This window comes from Metabacillus herbersteinensis (genome assembly GCF_042433335.1).
GTDB classification, from domain to species: domain Bacteria; phylum Bacillota; class Bacilli; order Bacillales; family Bacillaceae; genus Metabacillus; species Metabacillus herbersteinensis.
Genome location: NZ_JBHLVO010000006.1, coordinates 141,612 through 157,718, shown reverse-complemented (window position 1 = coordinate 157,718; position 16,107 = coordinate 141,612). Strand labels below are relative to the sequence as shown.

Sequence of the window (16,107 nt, the reverse complement as noted above, 5' to 3'; positions counted from 1 at the left end):
TAATCAATATATTAAGACTGCTTTAGATAGGTATCGACAAAAATAAGGTAATTTCAGGATTTTCCCCCTTTTTTAAAAGCGATTATTGTTGAAATTCCTGTAAACCTATGTCTTTTTGTCGAAAATTATTAAATACCACCATCAAATGTTCACAAATATCAAAAAAATAGGTCATGAAAGTAGTATGGGAAGTCGTATTTACGGTAGAAAAGAAAATAAAGAAAATTCAAAGTATTTTTGAAAGTGTTTTCATCGAAGTTGCGATTTTTACTACTTTTCTAATATCACATTTTTCAATTCTATTACTTAACGATTTTATCTATAAAGGCTGTAAATAACGTTAAGGTAAAATACTATAAATCTTAGTATATGGCTTAGGTAGTTAAACCATTTAGGATGGAAGATTACACTCTAGAGAAACTGAAGGTAGAATCTTATGGAATTTCGTACAACATGTTCAAAGGAACTTAGTGTTAAACCATTTTACATCTTCACCAATAAAACATTAGAAGCCATTATAGAGAAGAAACCTCGAACTATTATGGCGCTATTAGAAATTGAAGGTATTGGGCCGAAGAAAGCCGATGAGTTTGGAGAGAAGCTTATAAAGATTGTTCAAAGTGCAATATAGTTTAATAGATGCCTGTGTCGTAGTAGTGAACAGGCATCATTCATTCAACCTTTGAAGCATTTAAACTATCACTCTCTCAAAGGGAAGAATGAATGATTTATTGGGTGTATTGGGTTTCTGAGTTGTAGGTATACGGCATAAAATAATAATAGTTTATAAGTACAAAAAGCCACGAGAACCAAAGTGGCTTTTGTGCTTATATTTGGTTATTCCTTTAACAGTTCAAAGAAAACATTAATATTATCGGTGGGAATGATTCGATTCCGCTCATTTCCTAGTATCGCTACTTCCTCCATTCCATGATAAAAGGAGGAGAGACCTACTAAAAAGCCAATTTAGACCTTTTATTAGATCCATTTTTTCTTACTCCGTTAACATCTCAAATAATTCATTAATATTTTTAGCGACCTTTTTTGTTACAGGTCGAGTTCCCCAGACTCCTCATGGCACCATACGCATACACTAGGATTAAGATTGTCTTCTCGATAGTCTAAGCACAGAAAATCACCAGCGAATAAAACAGCAATTGGTAAGATTTCTACACCTACTAGATCTTCATTATCAGTTAACCGGTCTTCTATTTGAGTTAGAGTTAGAGTTAGAGTTAGAGTTAGAATTACATCTATATCATACATCCCATCATTACTTTTATCTGGCTCCTTAAGTATGCAAAGAAAACGTTCGATTAGGTAACCATGATTATCGAAGGTAAATGAGTTATCAATCGGCGTAACACCATTGTTCTTTTTTATAAAATCAGCATAATCATTTGGCAATTTAACTTTCCATGCCTGTTCTTCTTTACTTAATAATTCCTGATCTGGTAAGGGGTATATTATAGTTTGAGTATTAATTCTATCGACAGATTCCATACTGAGTTCTTCCATACTAATCACAGAGGTTTCAAGAATTTTCGTTTTTGGCTGCTTACCGGACTGCACAAGGAACTCTGAAAAACCGTCTATAGAAACAAGTTCTCGTTTTCTCGCTCACACATCATTATTGAGGTATATCCCGCTTTGAACTTTTATATCGTAAGTATCCATACTTTTGGTTGAAGTTTCACTGTAATCAAATAATGGAATAACATTGCTAGTTCTCCAGCAGAGATCAATCTCTTCTCCTTCACTTACAGTATCCATCCTATATTTTTCAGAAGGAATTTCGACTATCATAGTCTCTCCTGTTTTAAAATTTGTTTCTAATTCAATAATTGTTCCCTTGTAAAGTACTCTTATTACTTTCACTTTAAACTGGTTGGGATATGTTAACCTGTCTGAAGGGTTTACAACTACCATATTCGGACGTATTCCTATTTTATTTACTTTTGATTTATTATAATCCATTTTGATACTTAAACCATTTTCAGTTAGAAAGTCATTTCCATCAGATTTTCCTTCAAAAATGTTTCGAACCCCTACAAAATCCGCAGTAAAATATGTTTTAGGAGAGTCAAAAATTTCACTTGGGGTTCCGATTTGACGAATATTACCCTGTTCCATTACGACAATTTTATCAGATAAAACAAGTGCTTCCTCTTGATCATGTGTTACAAATACACATGTTAAATTAAATCTTTGTTGAAGCTGAAGAATTTCATTTCTCATTTCATCTCTAAGTTTTGCATCTAAATTACTGAGCGGTTCATCTAGCAAAAGAATTCGCGGATTTACAACTAATGCACGTGCAAGTGCAACTCGCTGCTGCTGACCTCCTGAAAGTTGACTCGGATAGCGATCTCCAAAGTTTTCTAGATGAACCATAATCAATGCTTCCTTAACACGGGACTCTATTTCACTTTTTGGAATTTTCCGCATTTTTAACCCGTATGCAACATTATTAAAAACAGTCATATGTGGAAACAACGCATAATTTTGGAACACGAGAGAGGTATCCCTTTTATTTGGAGGAATATGCGTTACATCGGTATTATTAATCATTATTTTACCTTCATCAGGTGTTAAGAAGCCTGAGATCATCCTTAGAGTCGTGCTTTTCCCACACCCGCTTGGACCCAGGAAAGATACTAGTTCTCCTTTTTTAATTGATAAATCTAATTTGTTAACAACAACAGAATCTCCAAACTTTTTCGTTACTTGGCTAAGAATAAGTTCTTCCATAAATTACTCCCCTTTTTATCTATTTTTTTGAGAATAATTGTTTCAACTTTCAACTCTTGAGTCTTCAAGAATTTGCAACCCTTTTGGATATTGGGTTAGTAACTTAGGGCCATCTTTTGTAACAAGAACGTCATCTTCAATTCGAACCCCGCCGATGCCAGGAATATAAATACCAGGCTCGATAGTAAATGTCATTCCTTCAGCTAATAAGTGCTTATTCTCTTGATTCATAGAAGGAAATTCATGCCCTTCTAGTCCCAAACCGTGTCCAACACGATGGGGATAGTATTCACCGTAACCTGCATCCACAATAACTTTTCGCGCTATTTCATCTATTTCAGCTATTCTTATTCCTGGTTTACAGCTTTCAATAGCTTTTAGATTAGCTGCCAGAACTGTGTCGTACATCTCTTGCTTTTGCTTAGTAATTGAATTAAAAGCAAATGTACGGGTTATATCCGAATAATATCCGTCGACTTTAACGCCTAGATCGAACATGACCAGATCGCCTTTACTCAACTTTCTTAATCCTGGAGCACCATGAGGGTGCCCGCTGTTATCGCCGAATAACACAAATTGAGGTGCAGACATTTCATGAATTCCTTTTTTCTTTTGTTCATATTCGATATATGCAATAATCTCAAGCTCTGTACAACCTTCTTTAAGAGCTTTTATGCCAACTTCTATTCCAAACTCTGCTAATCTTACTGCTTCTTTCATAGATTCAATTTCTTTTTCGTTCTTAATTAAACGCATACTGTTCATTTTATCATCAATGGATGCTACTGAAGCCGAAGGAAAAAGACTTTGAAGTTTCTCACTTCGATAGTGTGATAATAAAATCTTTTCAATGGCAAAAGCCTTTGGTTGGCTCACTCCTCTTTTTACCAGTGATGTATGGATCATTTCCCATGGATCTTCATTATCTGTGTAACTAATAATATTACATTCCCACCCCGAATTTTTCACTTGTTCTACTTCCATTTGAGGGCAAATTAATATGGGGTCTGTATCTTGGAAAATTAAAAGTCCAAGCAATCGCTCATATGGTCGACAAGAAAAACCAGACATATAAAAAACATTTGTTATAGAATTTAAAAATGCAAAATCTATTTTCTCTTCTTTCAGCCATCCTGATACTTCATACAAACGTTTGTCCATTTTCTTCGCCTCCATTGTAATTAACTGAGTATATTTCATAACGTTCCTATTCGAACCGAAAAACGAATAATGGAAACTATCAGGAGGAACACGATCCTAGTTCCTCCATATTGATAGTACAATACTAGGTTTTATTTATATTTTCATTCAACTAAATAAAAATTAGGAACATAAAATAATGGTACAAGTTTTTAAAAATTGAAAGTTAATTTGTATTTCATTTGCCTTAAAACACTTTACTAATTTTAATAAATCTATTAGCAATCCACATTAAAATACCGATAAGGATAATCTGTACTGTTGAAACTGCAGCTATAAGTGGATCTACTTTCCAAAATACATAATTTAATATTTCGATCGGCAAAGTTGTTTCACCTGGACTGACAAGCATAAGACTGATTTCCAAGTTATTAAATGAGTGAATGAAAGACAGAATCCCAGCAGCAATAATTGATGGTCTTAAGTTAGGTAAAACGATATCGCAAAATGCCTTGAACCTGGTTGAGCCTAGATCAATTGCGGCTTCCTCAAGGGAAGGACTTATACTTTGAAGTCCTGCAGAAATTAATCGGACAGTCCACGGAATTGAAATAATAACATGTGCTAAAATAAGTGACCATGCACTGGGGACAAGATCCATATTACTCCACCGTTCAAAGTTATAAAGAAAAACATAAATTGCTATACCTGTAATGATAGTAGGGACAATTAAAGGAGAAAGAAATAATAATTCTAAAAATTTCTTTCCTTTAAATTGGAAGCGGATCAAAGCTATCGAACCGAGTAATCCTAAAATTAAGGATAGTATCATAGCAAAAAAGGACACTTTTAAACTTAAAAAAAATGAACCTAAAAAATCGCTATGTTCTAGAAGGTCCGTGTACCAATGAACGGAGTAGCCTTTTGGCGGGAAAGTGATTAATTGAGTTGAAAAGAATGAAATCCAAATTACCATAACAACAGGTAATATTATAAAACCAAATATTAAATATATCGGAATATTTTTAACCATGCGTATCCATAGCGGCTGCATTACCCTTTCACCTCCGTATTGGCATTAATATTACCAAATGAAGAGCGTTCAATTACACGCAGATACAAAATAGATGTGAGCAAAGTTAGTGCTATAAGTATTACCGCCATGGCAGAACCCATCGGCCAATTAGAGACCTCTGTAATTTGTGAGTATAAAGCAGGAGCCATCATCTGAACCTTCGTTCCCCCTATAACTAAAGGAGTAGTGTATGCATTCATTGAGAGAATAAAAACAAATAGTGTTCCAGCCAAAATTCCCGGCATAGCAAGAGGAACCAAAATAGTTTTTATAACCATCCATTGAGATGCTCCCAAATCCACAGCGGCTTCCTCTAGAGCTGGATTTATACGTTCTATTACTGCCTGTATAGATATAACCATATAAGGCAGTACAACATTAGAAATAGCAATGATTACTGATAATGGTGTTTCGAGTATTTGAATAGGACTTTCTGCCAAACCCAGTCCTGTAATCAATTGATTAACCAATCCTGACTGACTAAAAAGCGCAATCCAACCTATATCCCTTACAATGTTTCCTACCAATAAAGGGAAAACAACCATTGCTATTAGCACAATCTTCCATTTGGAGGTCATTCTAGCTAATTTGTAAGCAATAGGGAAAGCTAAAACGAAAGATAGAAGAGTAGCAGCTAATGAAATATATACAGTATTCCATAAAATTGAAAGAAAATAAGGATCTGCGAAAAACTCTGCATAACTTTCAAATGTCCAGGCAGGCTCCATTGAGCCGCCTGAAACATTTTTATTAAAGCTTGTTCTTAGAAAATAAACTAAGGGTAGCAGGAACATTATTGTAATGAGAATTGTTGCAGGAGCAATTAGAGTTCCAACTTCTAGTCTTTTATGTTCTTTTATTGCTGCCACAATAAATTGCCCTCCCAAATATCATTTTTTACTTACTTGCTAACTCTCTATCAAACTTTTCTTTCCAATCTGCATAATTTTCCGCTATATAGTCTAATTTTACAGGTTTGATAAGAGCAAGCTCTTCATCTGTAAATCCAATGGTTTCTTGCAATTCCTTAGGTAACTCAGCATCGTCCACTGTTGGGACATAACCCATATTTGTAGCAAAGTCAACTTGCGATTTCGCATCTAGCATCGCATCTAGAAAACGGTATGCATTTTCAACATTAGTAGCATTTTTAGGAATTCCAGATCCATAGACAGTTGGAAAAGTACCTTCTTTTGGAACTACACTTCCTATTGGGTCGCCGCCAGCATCATTCCATTGCACTGCCCTTGCCTTCCATCCTATAGACAAAGCTACTTCGCCTGTTTGTATAGCTCTTCCTAATTCCTCTTGAGAAGTATAAAATTTCGGTTCATTTTTACTCAGTTCAAGTAATTTATCCCAGCTTTCATCCCAATTATTCTTATCAGCTACACCCTCAACAGCTGCTGCTGCATATAACCATCTTTCAAATACAGCAGTGTAAACTCCGATTTTCCCCTTATATTTTGGATCCCAAAGCGCATCCCAAGATTGAGGTACTTCATCAACTAAATTTTCATTATAAATTAGAACTCCTGCACTATAGATATGAGGAATAAAATAAGGATTTTTTAAATCAGGGTTTACTTTTTCTGCATTTGATAGTTTGTCATAGTCAATTTCCATTAATAAATCTTCATTAATTAATTGCTGCATTGTATTATCAGCTAAATCAACAACGTCAAAAGTACCTTTTCCATCCTTTTCAATTCGTACTTTTGTCAAACGAGCGGCAGTGCTTTCAGGAACATACGTCACATCAATGTCTTCAGATAGCTCTGGTTCCACGAAACGCTTCTGAAATTCTTCGTAATCTCCGCCCCAAGTTCCTACTACCACATCTCCGCCGCCACTACTCTTGCCTTCCGATGAACTGGACGATTCAACCCCACAAGCACTTAGTGCTAAGATGGATATTAGCAAAAACAAACTATATTTTTTCATAGACTACCATCCTTTTAATTATTTTTTGAGTCTACCCATCTTTACTTGATTGAGGATTCAAGAAAAGAACATATTTATATACTTTAAATAAAACTTATTAAAAACCTTTGTCATCATCTTCTAGTCTATAGTTTTAATGGGCAATATTGAATGCTACTGTATAATTAAGGATTCTAAATCTCTCGGATAGTAAGTAAGTAGCTCTACACCACTTTCTGTAATTAATATCGTATCAGAATGACGGAATCCGCCTAAATTTTCCACATATAACGCCGGTTCAATTGTAGCAACCATCCCAGGCCTCATGATTCGTTCGTCTCCTAAGTCAAAAAAAGGTGCTTCATGGTTAATTAACCCTAGATTATGACCTGTATGGTGACGGGTTAAATGGTCTACATTATTCTCCTTATAGAATGCTTGGACATTTTTTTCTACAGAAGAAAAAGGGTTCCCGGGTTTAATGCTAGCAAATGCAATCTTTTGAGCCTCTCTCATTAATGTAAAATACTTTTCTTGTTCCTTACTAACCTCTTGGACAAACATTGTCCTCTCTAGTTCACTTCTATAGCCCCAAACACTAGCTTCTGATTGGGAAACTAAATTGTCACCTTTTTTTAAAATTAAGTTTTGAGTTTGTGAATGTGGGAAATATGAATGCGGCCCGATCTGACCTCTATAAAAAGCGTGTGTGGGTTCACCATGTGGGTTAAAACCATTCCCCAGTGTTTCAATCATCATCATTGTTGATTCGTGTGTTGCACGACCAGAAATTTCAATCTCACTAAGACCAGCCTTACTATATTTATGCAAGAGTCTATGGGCTAAATTTCCCCAACGGCAAGATTCTTTGATCAACTCTATTTCTCCTGGAGACTTAATTACTCTCAATTCCTCGACCCAACCCCGAAGAGATTCGAATTTCTTTACATTTATTAAATCTTTTAAACTTGCCCCTTGATATCCTTTTGGGGAACTATAGCCATTGGCATCTATACCTATAACCTTATTTTGAAATCCAACCTCAATTAGGTTATCTTTTAAAAACTCCATTGGATGCCGCAAACCTGGGTATTCTGGGTAGATATGCACATATTGGGCTTGAGAATATTCTTCGGCATGTTCTTTTTCTAAATGAGGGACAAGGAGATGTGTATCTCCTTGTGGATCCATAAAAAAAACTACGGGCCTTTCAGAAGGACGAAAGTTAAATCCAGTAAGGTAGAAAATATCAGTTACGCTAAATAATACAGCTCCGTCAATTTTTTTCTCCTGTAATGAGGAATACAAAGTTTGTTGCCGGTTAATAATCTCTTCTTTTAATATAGAAAGTCTCATTAGATTCCACCTTCCGGTACTTTTCTGAATTTATTTAATATTCTAAATTCAGAATAACATCCAGGGCTTAATTAGTGTAATATATGATTATGAGACAATGATACGTAAAACATATCATTAATTGGGGCTGATTATTATGGAACTACGTCATTTGAAATATTTTATTATGGTAGCAGAAGAACTCCATTTTGGCAGAGCAGCAAAAAGGCTAAATATCTCTCAACCTCCTCTGAGTCAGCAGATAAAACAACTTGAACAAGAATTAAATATCACACTGTTTAATCGTACGAATAGAAGCGTTGAACTGACAGTGACTGGGGAAGTCTTTTTAGAAAAGTCTCGCAAAATATTGAATTATATTAATAATGCATGTGAAGAAGCGCAAGGAGTTGATAGAGGAGAGATTGGAGAATTAGTCTTAGCATTTGGCGGTTCAGCAGCATTTGATTTACTTCCAACAATAATCCAGACATGCAATAAACTTCTTCCAAACATTACTCTTGATTTGATACAGCTCACCACGTCAGAACAAATAAAAGCTTTGGAAGAGAGCAGAATTCACGTTGGTTTGCTGGTTTCTCCGATTGAAAGTTCTCTAATAGACACTGAAATGTTAAGAACAGAATCATTTGTAGTATGCCTGCCTGATTATCATCCTTTAGCAAAAAGAAATGGACCAATAAACGCAATAGAATTAGCAAATGAAAAGTTTATTATGCCTCCTATGCAAGCAGGAAAAGGTTATTATGATGCCATTAATAAAATTTATGAAGATGCAGGCTTTACACCTAACGTGGTTCAGACTGCAAAAGAGCAGCATACTATGGTTTCTCTAGTGGCAGCAGGTATAGGAATTGTAATTGTTCCAGAATCTACTCAGTTTATCAAACTTGAAGGAATTGTCTATAAACTATTTAATAAGCCTTACATTAAAGTTAACTCTATAGCCTGGAATAAAGATAACAAGCATCCGGTAGTGAAAGCCTTTCTGAAATTAATGCGAGAGATCATAATTCCAAAATATAATTAATCGGAAATACTACAGGAATCATTTTTTTTTCAACAAAACTTTCATAGTAACAGTATCTTTAGTATGCCGAGGACTCATGCTTCATTGTTACTAAGACGTATGAGTCAAAGTAACATTTAACGATTCTTCAATTCCTATAATATGTGGATCGTGGTTTAATAACTTCTTTTACCGTTCTTACCTAAATATTTCTAATGCCTCAGAAAAGCGGTTCTGTATGATTTAATTTAAGTCGGTTCCATTAAGGCTTCTCTGTGAAATTTTGATTTTCGATATTTAATAAATTCCGGGTGACCAGAGGCACGGGAACAATGCAACCACTGTCACCACCCGAAGTTTGTCACATACTGTCGATAACACCAAGCCTAATAACACATATTATGAAAGTAAACATCGAAAAATCTCGCTTTTTTGTGGGTCTTCATGAATTAAGTATGTCTAATAATTCATTCCTTTCTATCCCTCTCAAGACACCTTTAAGCTCACCTGATCTTCCAAAAAACTACTAACTTGCTTTTTAATTAAGAAGAATTATGTATTATTAAGATATTAAGTTGTTAGTAGTGCTTTCGTCTGGATTAGAACGTCATAGCCTCCACCTTGTTCTTCTTGTATGTTTACGGCTGTTCCAACATTGGAAAACTTTGAAATTGTCTGAAATAAGAACAACTTCTTCCATTATTTCTTGAACAGTTTTATTGGTTGCAGGAGTAGCGACCTTAGGCAGTGCCAGTTATTAAACCCGAAAAACTGCAAATTAATAGTATAGCTGTGCAGCATTTGCCACTTCTTATCCGGTCATGCGAAGAAATGTTTACTTTTTAATAAAACAGATAAATCAGTAATAACAAGCCTCCTGCTTTCCTCGCAGGAGGCTTGATTTGTCTAATTACAGGTAGTTCATCACGTTCTTTTTAAGATTATTTTTTTGCCTCTAACGGGGATCCCTTTCCTCCCCAGAATTTATGTCAATAACTTTAACCGGATTTTGCGGTGCGGCTACAGTCATACTGTTTGGAGCTTCTTCTTTGTTCTCCACCCAATCAACAAGCAGATCAAAAGCTTGATGGGTATAAGGCAATAAGGGTTGAAGCTCTCTGTCCGGATCTGTTGCTTGATTCCAGACCAGGCTGTCCACATGATTGCCTTTATCGATCATGTAAAGACGGTGCAAATGATCTTTTCCTGCTTTTTCCACAAGTTTTTTGTATCCTTCTGCATGAATCGCAGGAAAAATGAGAGAATCCAATGAACCGGTTATGCTGATTAAAGGCACGTCAATATCACCGGTATTCGCTACCTCTTTAATGTTTTCTTTTATACTTTTTGGACGTGATAAATAGTTATAATCTTCAAAGATATGATCATAGCTGCGGTCTCTTGCCCCATTCACAAAATTTAAATAGTTTTGCCAGTTAATTCTTCCTGGTGCGTCAGGATCAAAGTGATCCCGGTATATATTTAAGGTTACAAACCAATATACCTGGTCATGATAGGCCCATAGTTTTTCGGATCCGTGTGGAAGACCTGCTTTGTACATTTCCTTTACTGCTTTGTCCCGTTCTTTCCCGCTGTCAAAAATGGCTTCATCGGCATTATTGACTACAGTTGTCAAAGAGCTAATTAAGTTCTGAGCCTTGTCTGTCCATAACACCCCTTCCCAATCAACTCCGCCGTCAAAAAGTCGCGGCTCTCCTGTTTTCTCCGGTCCATCATTTTCAAGCGCATAACGGACAACGTAGCCACCGTTTGAAATTCCCAGAGCGTATGTAGGCACTTTATGGTCTTTCTTTATTAAACGGCTTGCAGGGTTTGCAGCATCATTCGGTCGAATCAGCTTATCAGGGTAATGCTTACTTAAATAGCTTTGAGCCGATTTTGTCACCTGGCGGTAGCGCAGATGCCATTCTGCTACACGATCATCCGAACTGATTAGTGCATTTTTTACCTTTGCAAACGGATCAATGGGATCGCTTTCCCCCTGTGTCCCTTTATCAATCGCCGCAAATGCAAAACCTTTTTCTAACACAAAATCACTAAAGAGCAGGTCTGTCGAAGTTTCATTCCGGGTGGCAGGTATCCCGGAAACGACCAGTTTTCCATTCCAGTTCTCTGGTATACGAATAACGAATTGCGCATCGTCAAAAACTCCAGTTACCTGTGTCCCCTTAATTTCTGCAGGCTTATACATCTGATACCAACCGGTACCTTCGGTCGAATTCCCCCAATTATATGGAGCCAAACCGAGGTTTCCATATACAACTGCTTTTTGATATTGCTGCGGATTTTTCGTAGTCAGCCAGTTTCCATTTACCCCATCAAAATAAATTTCAGACACATCATTTGCCCCGGGTATTAGCTTATCCATTTCTGAAGCATATGTTTGATCCATCATTTTCCCTCCAGGATAAAATGTAAATAACAAAGACGAAGATAAAGCAAGCGCTAGCAATTTTCCTTTCAGAAAATCCATCCCCCTTCTTATTATAGAAAATTCACACAATTCCAATAATACTATTTTACTGTTTCATCCTTCTAAAATCACGAGGCTATTGTCTCAATTTACCATTTAATTTTCTCATCTTTCATTTATGAGTCGGTTTACTATTTAAAGCCGTGGAAGGCATTCTGACAGGATAATTAAATAAGGGAAGCGGCAAATTGAAGGGGAAAGTCGCTATTATTACTGGGGGGACGGCGGCATCGGCTGTGCAATCGCAATTGGTTTCGCTAAAGAAGGGGCGAATATGGTGATCACTTACATGCCTCACGAACTCTTGGACGCCAAAGCGACCAAGCAGATAGTTGAGTCTTTCGGGCAATGCATCCTGCTGGTAGAAGGGGATTTGAGGCAGCCGGACTTTTCGAAGGAAGTTGTAAGAAGAACAATGGAATGCTATGGGAAGCTTGATATACTTATTTTGAACCAAGGTGTTCAGTACCCACAAGAAAGCTTATTGGCCATTGCTGACGAACAGCTTGAGATACGTACCACACCAATATTTTTCCGCATTTCTACATGAGCACGTATACGAACTAAGTAAAAGATCAGACCCTCATGAGACAGCTTCTGATTTCAAAGATTTGAGAACAGTTTATATAGTTTTTCTAGTCTTTTTCAAAAATGTACTTGGCATTACGACAGCGATAACAGTAGCAACTTTGCAAATACTTTCGATACTGAAAAACCATGATCCTAGTAATATATGATTTTTATAACTATCCGAAGAAAATGTTCTCCCTTACAAATTGAAACAGTACCGACTGTTTCTCCATTCAAAATAATTGGGGCCATATCAACAACATATTCTGTGACTCCCTCTTTCCTATAAATACCGACTCTTTCTTTTCGATCCTTTAACGTTTCGACTAACAAAGCTTTTGGCCTAACATCTCGAAGTCGCTTTCCAACAATATTCTCCGGTGCAACTCCAGTTATTTTCGTATATTCTGGGTTTATCATTCGAACAACTTCATTTTTATCGATCACCAAAACTCCATCGTGAATAGCTTGTAAAGTAGCAACTAACCAATCTAATTGCTTTTCGGTCGTTTGTCCTTCCATAAAATCCATTGTATGATAAGCCATTTATCTCCCTTTTTGGTAGTGTTATTGAAAATACTTACATTTTTGATTTCTTTTATTTAAAAAAAGACTGACTCAAAAGGACGTTAAATAACGACTTATTCGAGTCAGCTTTTTTTATTCTAGAAATCCTTTATCTTTATTTTAAGCCCAATTTCTCAATTAGCCACCTTCGTATTTATAGACTAGCAAAAGTATTAACTGCTGTGGAGTCTATACTATTATCCCCTCTAAATATTAACTAACAAAAATCTTATAAAAGGAAGGAATATAAAATATTTTGTAGAAATATTAAATTAATAATCTTTTTATATGTTATTAATACATATATAGAGAATAAATATAATAAAAGGAGTGTGCAATGTGCAAAAACAAAAAATATTAATTGATGGCAAAAGATTAAAGCATACACTTGAAGAGTTTTCCAGATTTGGACTTACAGAAAATAACGGAGTTACACGGCTTTCATTATCTGAGGAGGATCGATTAGCTAGAAATTATTTACGATCTTGTTGTGAAGAGTTGGGATTGACCGTTAAGGTGGATGACATGGGCAATATGTATGCTACTTTAGAAGGCACTGAGAATAAACCGCCGATTGTACTAGGTTCTCATTTGGATTCAGTAAAAAAAGGCGGCAGATTTGATGGCGTGTTAGGAGTAGTCGCCGGTCTAGAAGTGGTACGGACGCTTGTAGAAAATAATATAAAACCAAAGGTTCCTATCACGATTGCAAATTTCACAAATGAAGAAGGTGCCCGATTTGAGCCTTCAATGATGGCTTCGGGGGTTCTCTCAGGAAAATTCGAGAAATCTGCCATGTTACAAAAAACGGATACAGATGGTGTTACTTTTCGAGAAGCATTAAAATCGATTGGATACGCAGGAGATGAAGAGGAACGTTTGAAGGAAGCGGGAGCCTTTTTGGAATTACATATTGAACAAGGCCCAATTCTTGAACATGAATCTCTTACTATCGGGGTAGTTGAATGTGTACTTGGAATGGTTTGTTATGAAATCGAAGTAACTGGTGAATCTGACCATGCCGGTACCACTCCTATGTCTATGAGGAAAGACGCCCTCTTCGCAACGAACAACTTAATAATAGAAGCACGCAATAAATTAAGCACTCTTGATGATGACTTGGTTTTTACAATGGGAAGAATGAACGTCCAACCGAATATCCATACGGTCATTCCAAATAAAGTCGTCTTCTCACTGGAAGCCAGACATAAAAATCCAGAGACCATTAAACAAGTTGAAGAAATAATTTTTAGTTTGACCGGGTCTTCTGCAAATGAAGGCTGTGAAGTAAAAGCAACAAAGCTATGGGGCCGGGATACCGTTTGGTTTGATAAAGAAATTTGTGATTCGTTAGAACAATCATCGAATTCTTTAGGATATTCATACAAAAGAATGGTTAGCGGCGCCGGACATGATGCTCAATTCATAGCCAGCTATATTCCATCCGCTATGATTTTCGTTCCTAGTATTAATGGAAAAAGCCACAGTGAAGATGAACTTACTACTTGGGAAGATTGCGAAAAAGGCATAAATGTCATTCTTGAAACCGTTCTTTCACTGCAATCTCAATAAGAATATTTTCACAGTTATAGTTCCTCTAAAGATGATCTATAAAAAACCGGATTTCCAGCTCCAGGATTTCCGGTTTTTTTGTCATTTGAACATCTTACAAATTTCACTCACAAACTTCAATTAAATATATTTAATTGCTAAAATAAAATATTTTACAATGTTATTTATTTTAATATAAATTAATTATAATTGCTAAAATGCAATAAATATAATATAATAAAAATGAGTTATACTCAGTATTCCAAAGGTAATCATTTCCGCTTATTAAATTCTAAAAATTTTGATTATTATTCCACCTCCGTGCTTGCTGGAGTACGGTCAACTGTCGTTTTTTCACCCCAAGTATTTTTTACCGACCGGAGACAACAAACACTACATGGGTAAGCCTCTAGATTTCCCTTAAGGGCATTAAATCATTGCTTAAAAAGAAAAACCAATTTCAAAAGGAGATGATTCTATGTCACCACTCGAAGGAATAACCATTTTGGATTTAAGCCGAATCTTAAGCGGTCCCTATTGTACAATGACCTTAGCTGATCTTGGCGCTAAGGTAATTAAAATTGAAAGCCCTGAAGGAGATGATACAAGACAATGGGGCCCTCCCTTTATCCAAGATGAGAGCGCATACTTTTTAAGTGTGAACCGTAACAAGAAGAGTGTGGTACTCAACCTGAAAAAAGATAAGGACCGGGAGATTTTTTTAAAGTTGGTAGAATCAGCCGATGTTGTCGTTGAAAACTTCCGCCCTGGAACACTAGACCGGCTAGGGATTGGCTATGAAACACTTAAAAGCCAAAATTCGAAAGTTATTTTAGCTTCGATTTCTGGCTATGGCCAAACCGGCCCTTATGCTCAAAAGCCTGGCTATGACATCCTGGCACAAGGAATGGGCGGATTAATGTCGGTTACAGGCGAACCTGGAAGACCGCCTACTAAAGCAGGATTTTCACTAGCGGATGTGGGTACGGGAATGTGGGCAGGCTTCGGCATTCTAGCCGCCCTTCTGGAGAGAGCAAAATCAGGTGAAGGCCAGTGGGTTGATGTCTCCCTGCTAGATACGATGGTTTCGTGGCAAACCTATCTTGCCAGTAATTACTTTGCCTCTGGCAAGGATCCTGAACCTATGGGAACCGAACATCCAAACATAGTTCCTTACCAGGTTTTTGAGGCTTCAGACGGCCACTTTATCCTGGCGGTTGCAAATGAAGGCCTGTGGAAAAAATTCACTGCACTAATGGGGGTCAAAGCACTTGAGGACCCTAAATTCATGACCAACCCTGACCGTGTAAGGAACCGAGTAGAATTAATTTCTATGCTAAAGGATGTATTTCAACAGAGGTCATGTGCTGATTGGATGGAATTGTTTGAAAGTAAAAGTATTCCTTGCGGTCCCGTTAACAAGTTTTCAGATATCTTAAATGATCCCCACCTGAAGGAACGCGAAATGATTATTGAAAAAGAGCATCCGGTACTAGGGAAATTTAAAATGCTTGGTATACCTGTGAAATTTTCAAGAACCCCAGGCCAAATTTCCAGCCTCCCTCCAAAGTTAGGAGAGCATACCGCACAGGTTTTAGAGGAATTGAGATATAAGTTTGATGAAGCAGTTCGATAAGGTTTGACATTAGCTAAACTCTATATCATTAAATC

At 36.5% G+C, this 16,107-nt stretch carries 15 protein-coding genes; 6 read left to right on the top strand and 9 right to left on the bottom strand.

All coding sequences use genetic code 11. The features are described from left to right. Window positions 1-173: 173 nt before the first annotated feature. Together ACFFIX_RS10335 and ACFFIX_RS10330 are read left to right on the top strand one after the other, a co-directional pair. Window positions 174-338 (top strand): hypothetical protein, encoded by a 165-nt coding sequence (locus ACFFIX_RS10335; RefSeq protein ID WP_378933487.1) that lies wholly within the window; start codon window positions 174-176, stop codon window positions 336-338. Between the two features lie 98 nt (window positions 339-436). Next, window positions 437-631 carry an HRDC domain-containing protein gene (locus ACFFIX_RS10330; protein WP_378933484.1) on the top strand — a complete coding sequence of 65 codons (195 nt, stop codon included), beginning with the start codon at window positions 437-439 and terminating at the stop codon, window positions 629-631. Window positions 632-1,047: 416 nt separating this feature from the next. Here the strand turns inward: ACFFIX_RS10330 and ACFFIX_RS10325 are convergent, their stop codons facing one another. The 7 genes from ACFFIX_RS10325 to ACFFIX_RS10295 form a co-directional block, all read right to left on the bottom strand. Next, window positions 1,048-1,572, bottom strand: coding sequence for an SMI1/KNR4 family protein (locus ACFFIX_RS10325; RefSeq protein WP_378933481.1), 525 nt, complete (start codon window positions 1,570-1,572; stop codon window positions 1,048-1,050). A 48-nt stretch (window positions 1,573-1,620) separates the two neighbouring features. Then, window positions 1,621-2,751: an ABC transporter ATP-binding protein gene (locus tag ACFFIX_RS10320; protein WP_378933479.1), complete on the bottom strand. Its 1,131-nt coding sequence runs from the start codon at window positions 2,749-2,751 to the stop codon at window positions 1,621-1,623. 42 nt (window positions 2,752-2,793) lie between these two features. Continuing rightward, the gene (locus tag ACFFIX_RS10315; protein WP_378933474.1) at window positions 2,794-3,912 is read right to left on the bottom strand and encodes a M24 family metallopeptidase; all 1,119 of its coding nucleotides are present in this window, start codon (window positions 3,910-3,912) and stop codon (window positions 2,794-2,796) included. A gap of 226 nt (window positions 3,913-4,138) precedes the next feature. After that, window positions 4,139-4,924, bottom strand: coding sequence for an ABC transporter permease (locus ACFFIX_RS10310; protein ID WP_378933471.1), 786 nt, complete (start codon window positions 4,922-4,924; stop codon window positions 4,139-4,141). Between the two features lie 20 nt (window positions 4,925-4,944). Continuing rightward, window positions 4,945-5,835, bottom strand: coding sequence for an ABC transporter permease (locus ACFFIX_RS10305; protein WP_378933468.1), 891 nt, complete (start codon window positions 5,833-5,835; stop codon window positions 4,945-4,947). Window positions 5,836-5,863: 28 nt separating this feature from the next. Next, window positions 5,864-6,910 carry an ABC transporter substrate-binding protein gene (locus tag ACFFIX_RS10300; protein ID WP_378933465.1) on the bottom strand — a complete coding sequence of 349 codons (1,047 nt, stop codon included), beginning with the start codon at window positions 6,908-6,910 and terminating at the stop codon, window positions 5,864-5,866. Window positions 6,911-7,063: 153 nt separating this feature from the next. Continuing rightward, entirely contained in the window at window positions 7,064-8,245 is a 1,182-nt protein-coding gene (locus ACFFIX_RS10295; protein ID WP_378933463.1) for a M24 family metallopeptidase, read from the bottom strand. A 136-nt stretch (window positions 8,246-8,381) separates the two neighbouring features. On the opposite strand from ACFFIX_RS10295, the gene ACFFIX_RS10290 reads away from it, so the two are divergent. Further along, a complete protein-coding gene (locus tag ACFFIX_RS10290) occupies window positions 8,382-9,275 on the top strand; it encodes a LysR family transcriptional regulator (protein WP_378933460.1) in 894 nt (297 codons plus the stop codon). A 934-nt stretch (window positions 9,276-10,209) separates the two neighbouring features. On the opposite strand, the gene ACFFIX_RS10285 is transcribed toward ACFFIX_RS10290, so the two are convergent. Then, a complete protein-coding gene (locus tag ACFFIX_RS10285) occupies window positions 10,210-11,667 on the bottom strand; it encodes an alpha/beta hydrolase (RefSeq protein ID WP_378933457.1) in 1,458 nt (485 codons plus the stop codon). A 355-nt stretch (window positions 11,668-12,022) separates the two neighbouring features. Here ACFFIX_RS10285 and ACFFIX_RS10280 point away from each other — a divergent pair, with 355 nt between their 5' ends. Then, the gene (locus tag ACFFIX_RS10280) at window positions 12,023-12,298 is read left to right on the top strand and encodes an SDR family oxidoreductase (RefSeq protein ID WP_378933454.1); all 276 of its coding nucleotides are present in this window, start codon (window positions 12,023-12,025) and stop codon (window positions 12,296-12,298) included. A 173-nt stretch (window positions 12,299-12,471) separates the two neighbouring features. On the opposite strand, the gene ACFFIX_RS10275 is transcribed toward ACFFIX_RS10280, so the two are convergent. Further along, a complete protein-coding gene (locus ACFFIX_RS10275) occupies window positions 12,472-12,849 on the bottom strand; it encodes a PAS domain-containing protein (RefSeq protein WP_378933451.1) in 378 nt (125 codons plus the stop codon). A gap of 375 nt (window positions 12,850-13,224) precedes the next feature. Between ACFFIX_RS10275 and ACFFIX_RS10270 the strand changes: the two genes are divergently transcribed. After that, window positions 13,225-14,457, top strand: a complete 1,233-nt coding sequence (locus tag ACFFIX_RS10270) for a Zn-dependent hydrolase (RefSeq protein ID WP_378933448.1) — start codon at window positions 13,225-13,227, stop codon at window positions 14,455-14,457. A 457-nt stretch (window positions 14,458-14,914) separates the two neighbouring features. Next, on the top strand, window positions 14,915-16,072 hold the full coding sequence (locus ACFFIX_RS10265) for a CaiB/BaiF CoA transferase family protein (protein WP_378933445.1): 1,158 nt from the start codon (window positions 14,915-14,917) through the stop codon (window positions 16,070-16,072). Window positions 16,073-16,107: the final 35 nt, after the last annotated feature.

What these genes read in the sequence shown, in the direction of transcription:
- ACFFIX_RS10310 (WP_378933471.1), bottom strand. Translation starts at nt 4,924, where the DNA reads ATGGTTAAAAATATTCCGATATATTTAATATTTGGTTTTATAATATTA.
- ACFFIX_RS10280 (WP_378933454.1), top strand. Translation starts at nt 12,023, where the DNA reads ATGGTGATCACTTACATGCCTCACGAACTCTTGGACGCCAAAGCGACC.
- ACFFIX_RS10330 (WP_378933484.1), top strand. Translation starts at nt 437, where the DNA reads ATGGAATTTCGTACAACATGTTCAAAGGAACTTAGTGTTAAACCATTT.
- ACFFIX_RS10335 (WP_378933487.1), top strand. Translation starts at nt 174, where the DNA reads ATGAAAGTAGTATGGGAAGTCGTATTTACGGTAGAAAAGAAAATAAAG.
- ACFFIX_RS10300 (WP_378933465.1), bottom strand. Translation starts at nt 6,910, where the DNA reads ATGAAAAAATATAGTTTGTTTTTGCTAATATCCATCTTAGCACTAAGT.
- ACFFIX_RS10265 (WP_378933445.1), top strand. Translation starts at nt 14,915, where the DNA reads ATGTCACCACTCGAAGGAATAACCATTTTGGATTTAAGCCGAATCTTA.
- ACFFIX_RS10290 (WP_378933460.1), top strand. Translation starts at nt 8,382, where the DNA reads ATGGAACTACGTCATTTGAAATATTTTATTATGGTAGCAGAAGAACTC.
- ACFFIX_RS10285 (WP_378933457.1), bottom strand. Translation starts at nt 11,667, where the DNA reads ATGGATCAAACATATGCTTCAGAAATGGATAAGCTAATACCCGGGGCA.
- ACFFIX_RS10320 (WP_378933479.1), bottom strand. Translation starts at nt 2,751, where the DNA reads ATGGAAGAACTTATTCTTAGCCAAGTAACGAAAAAGTTTGGAGATTCT.
- ACFFIX_RS10275 (WP_378933451.1), bottom strand. Translation starts at nt 12,849, where the DNA reads ATGGATTTTATGGAAGGACAAACGACCGAAAAGCAATTAGATTGGTTA.
- ACFFIX_RS10315 (WP_378933474.1), bottom strand. Translation starts at nt 3,912, where the DNA reads ATGGACAAACGTTTGTATGAAGTATCAGGATGGCTGAAAGAAGAGAAA.
- ACFFIX_RS10295 (WP_378933463.1), bottom strand. Translation starts at nt 8,245, where the DNA reads ATGAGACTTTCTATATTAAAAGAAGAGATTATTAACCGGCAACAAACT.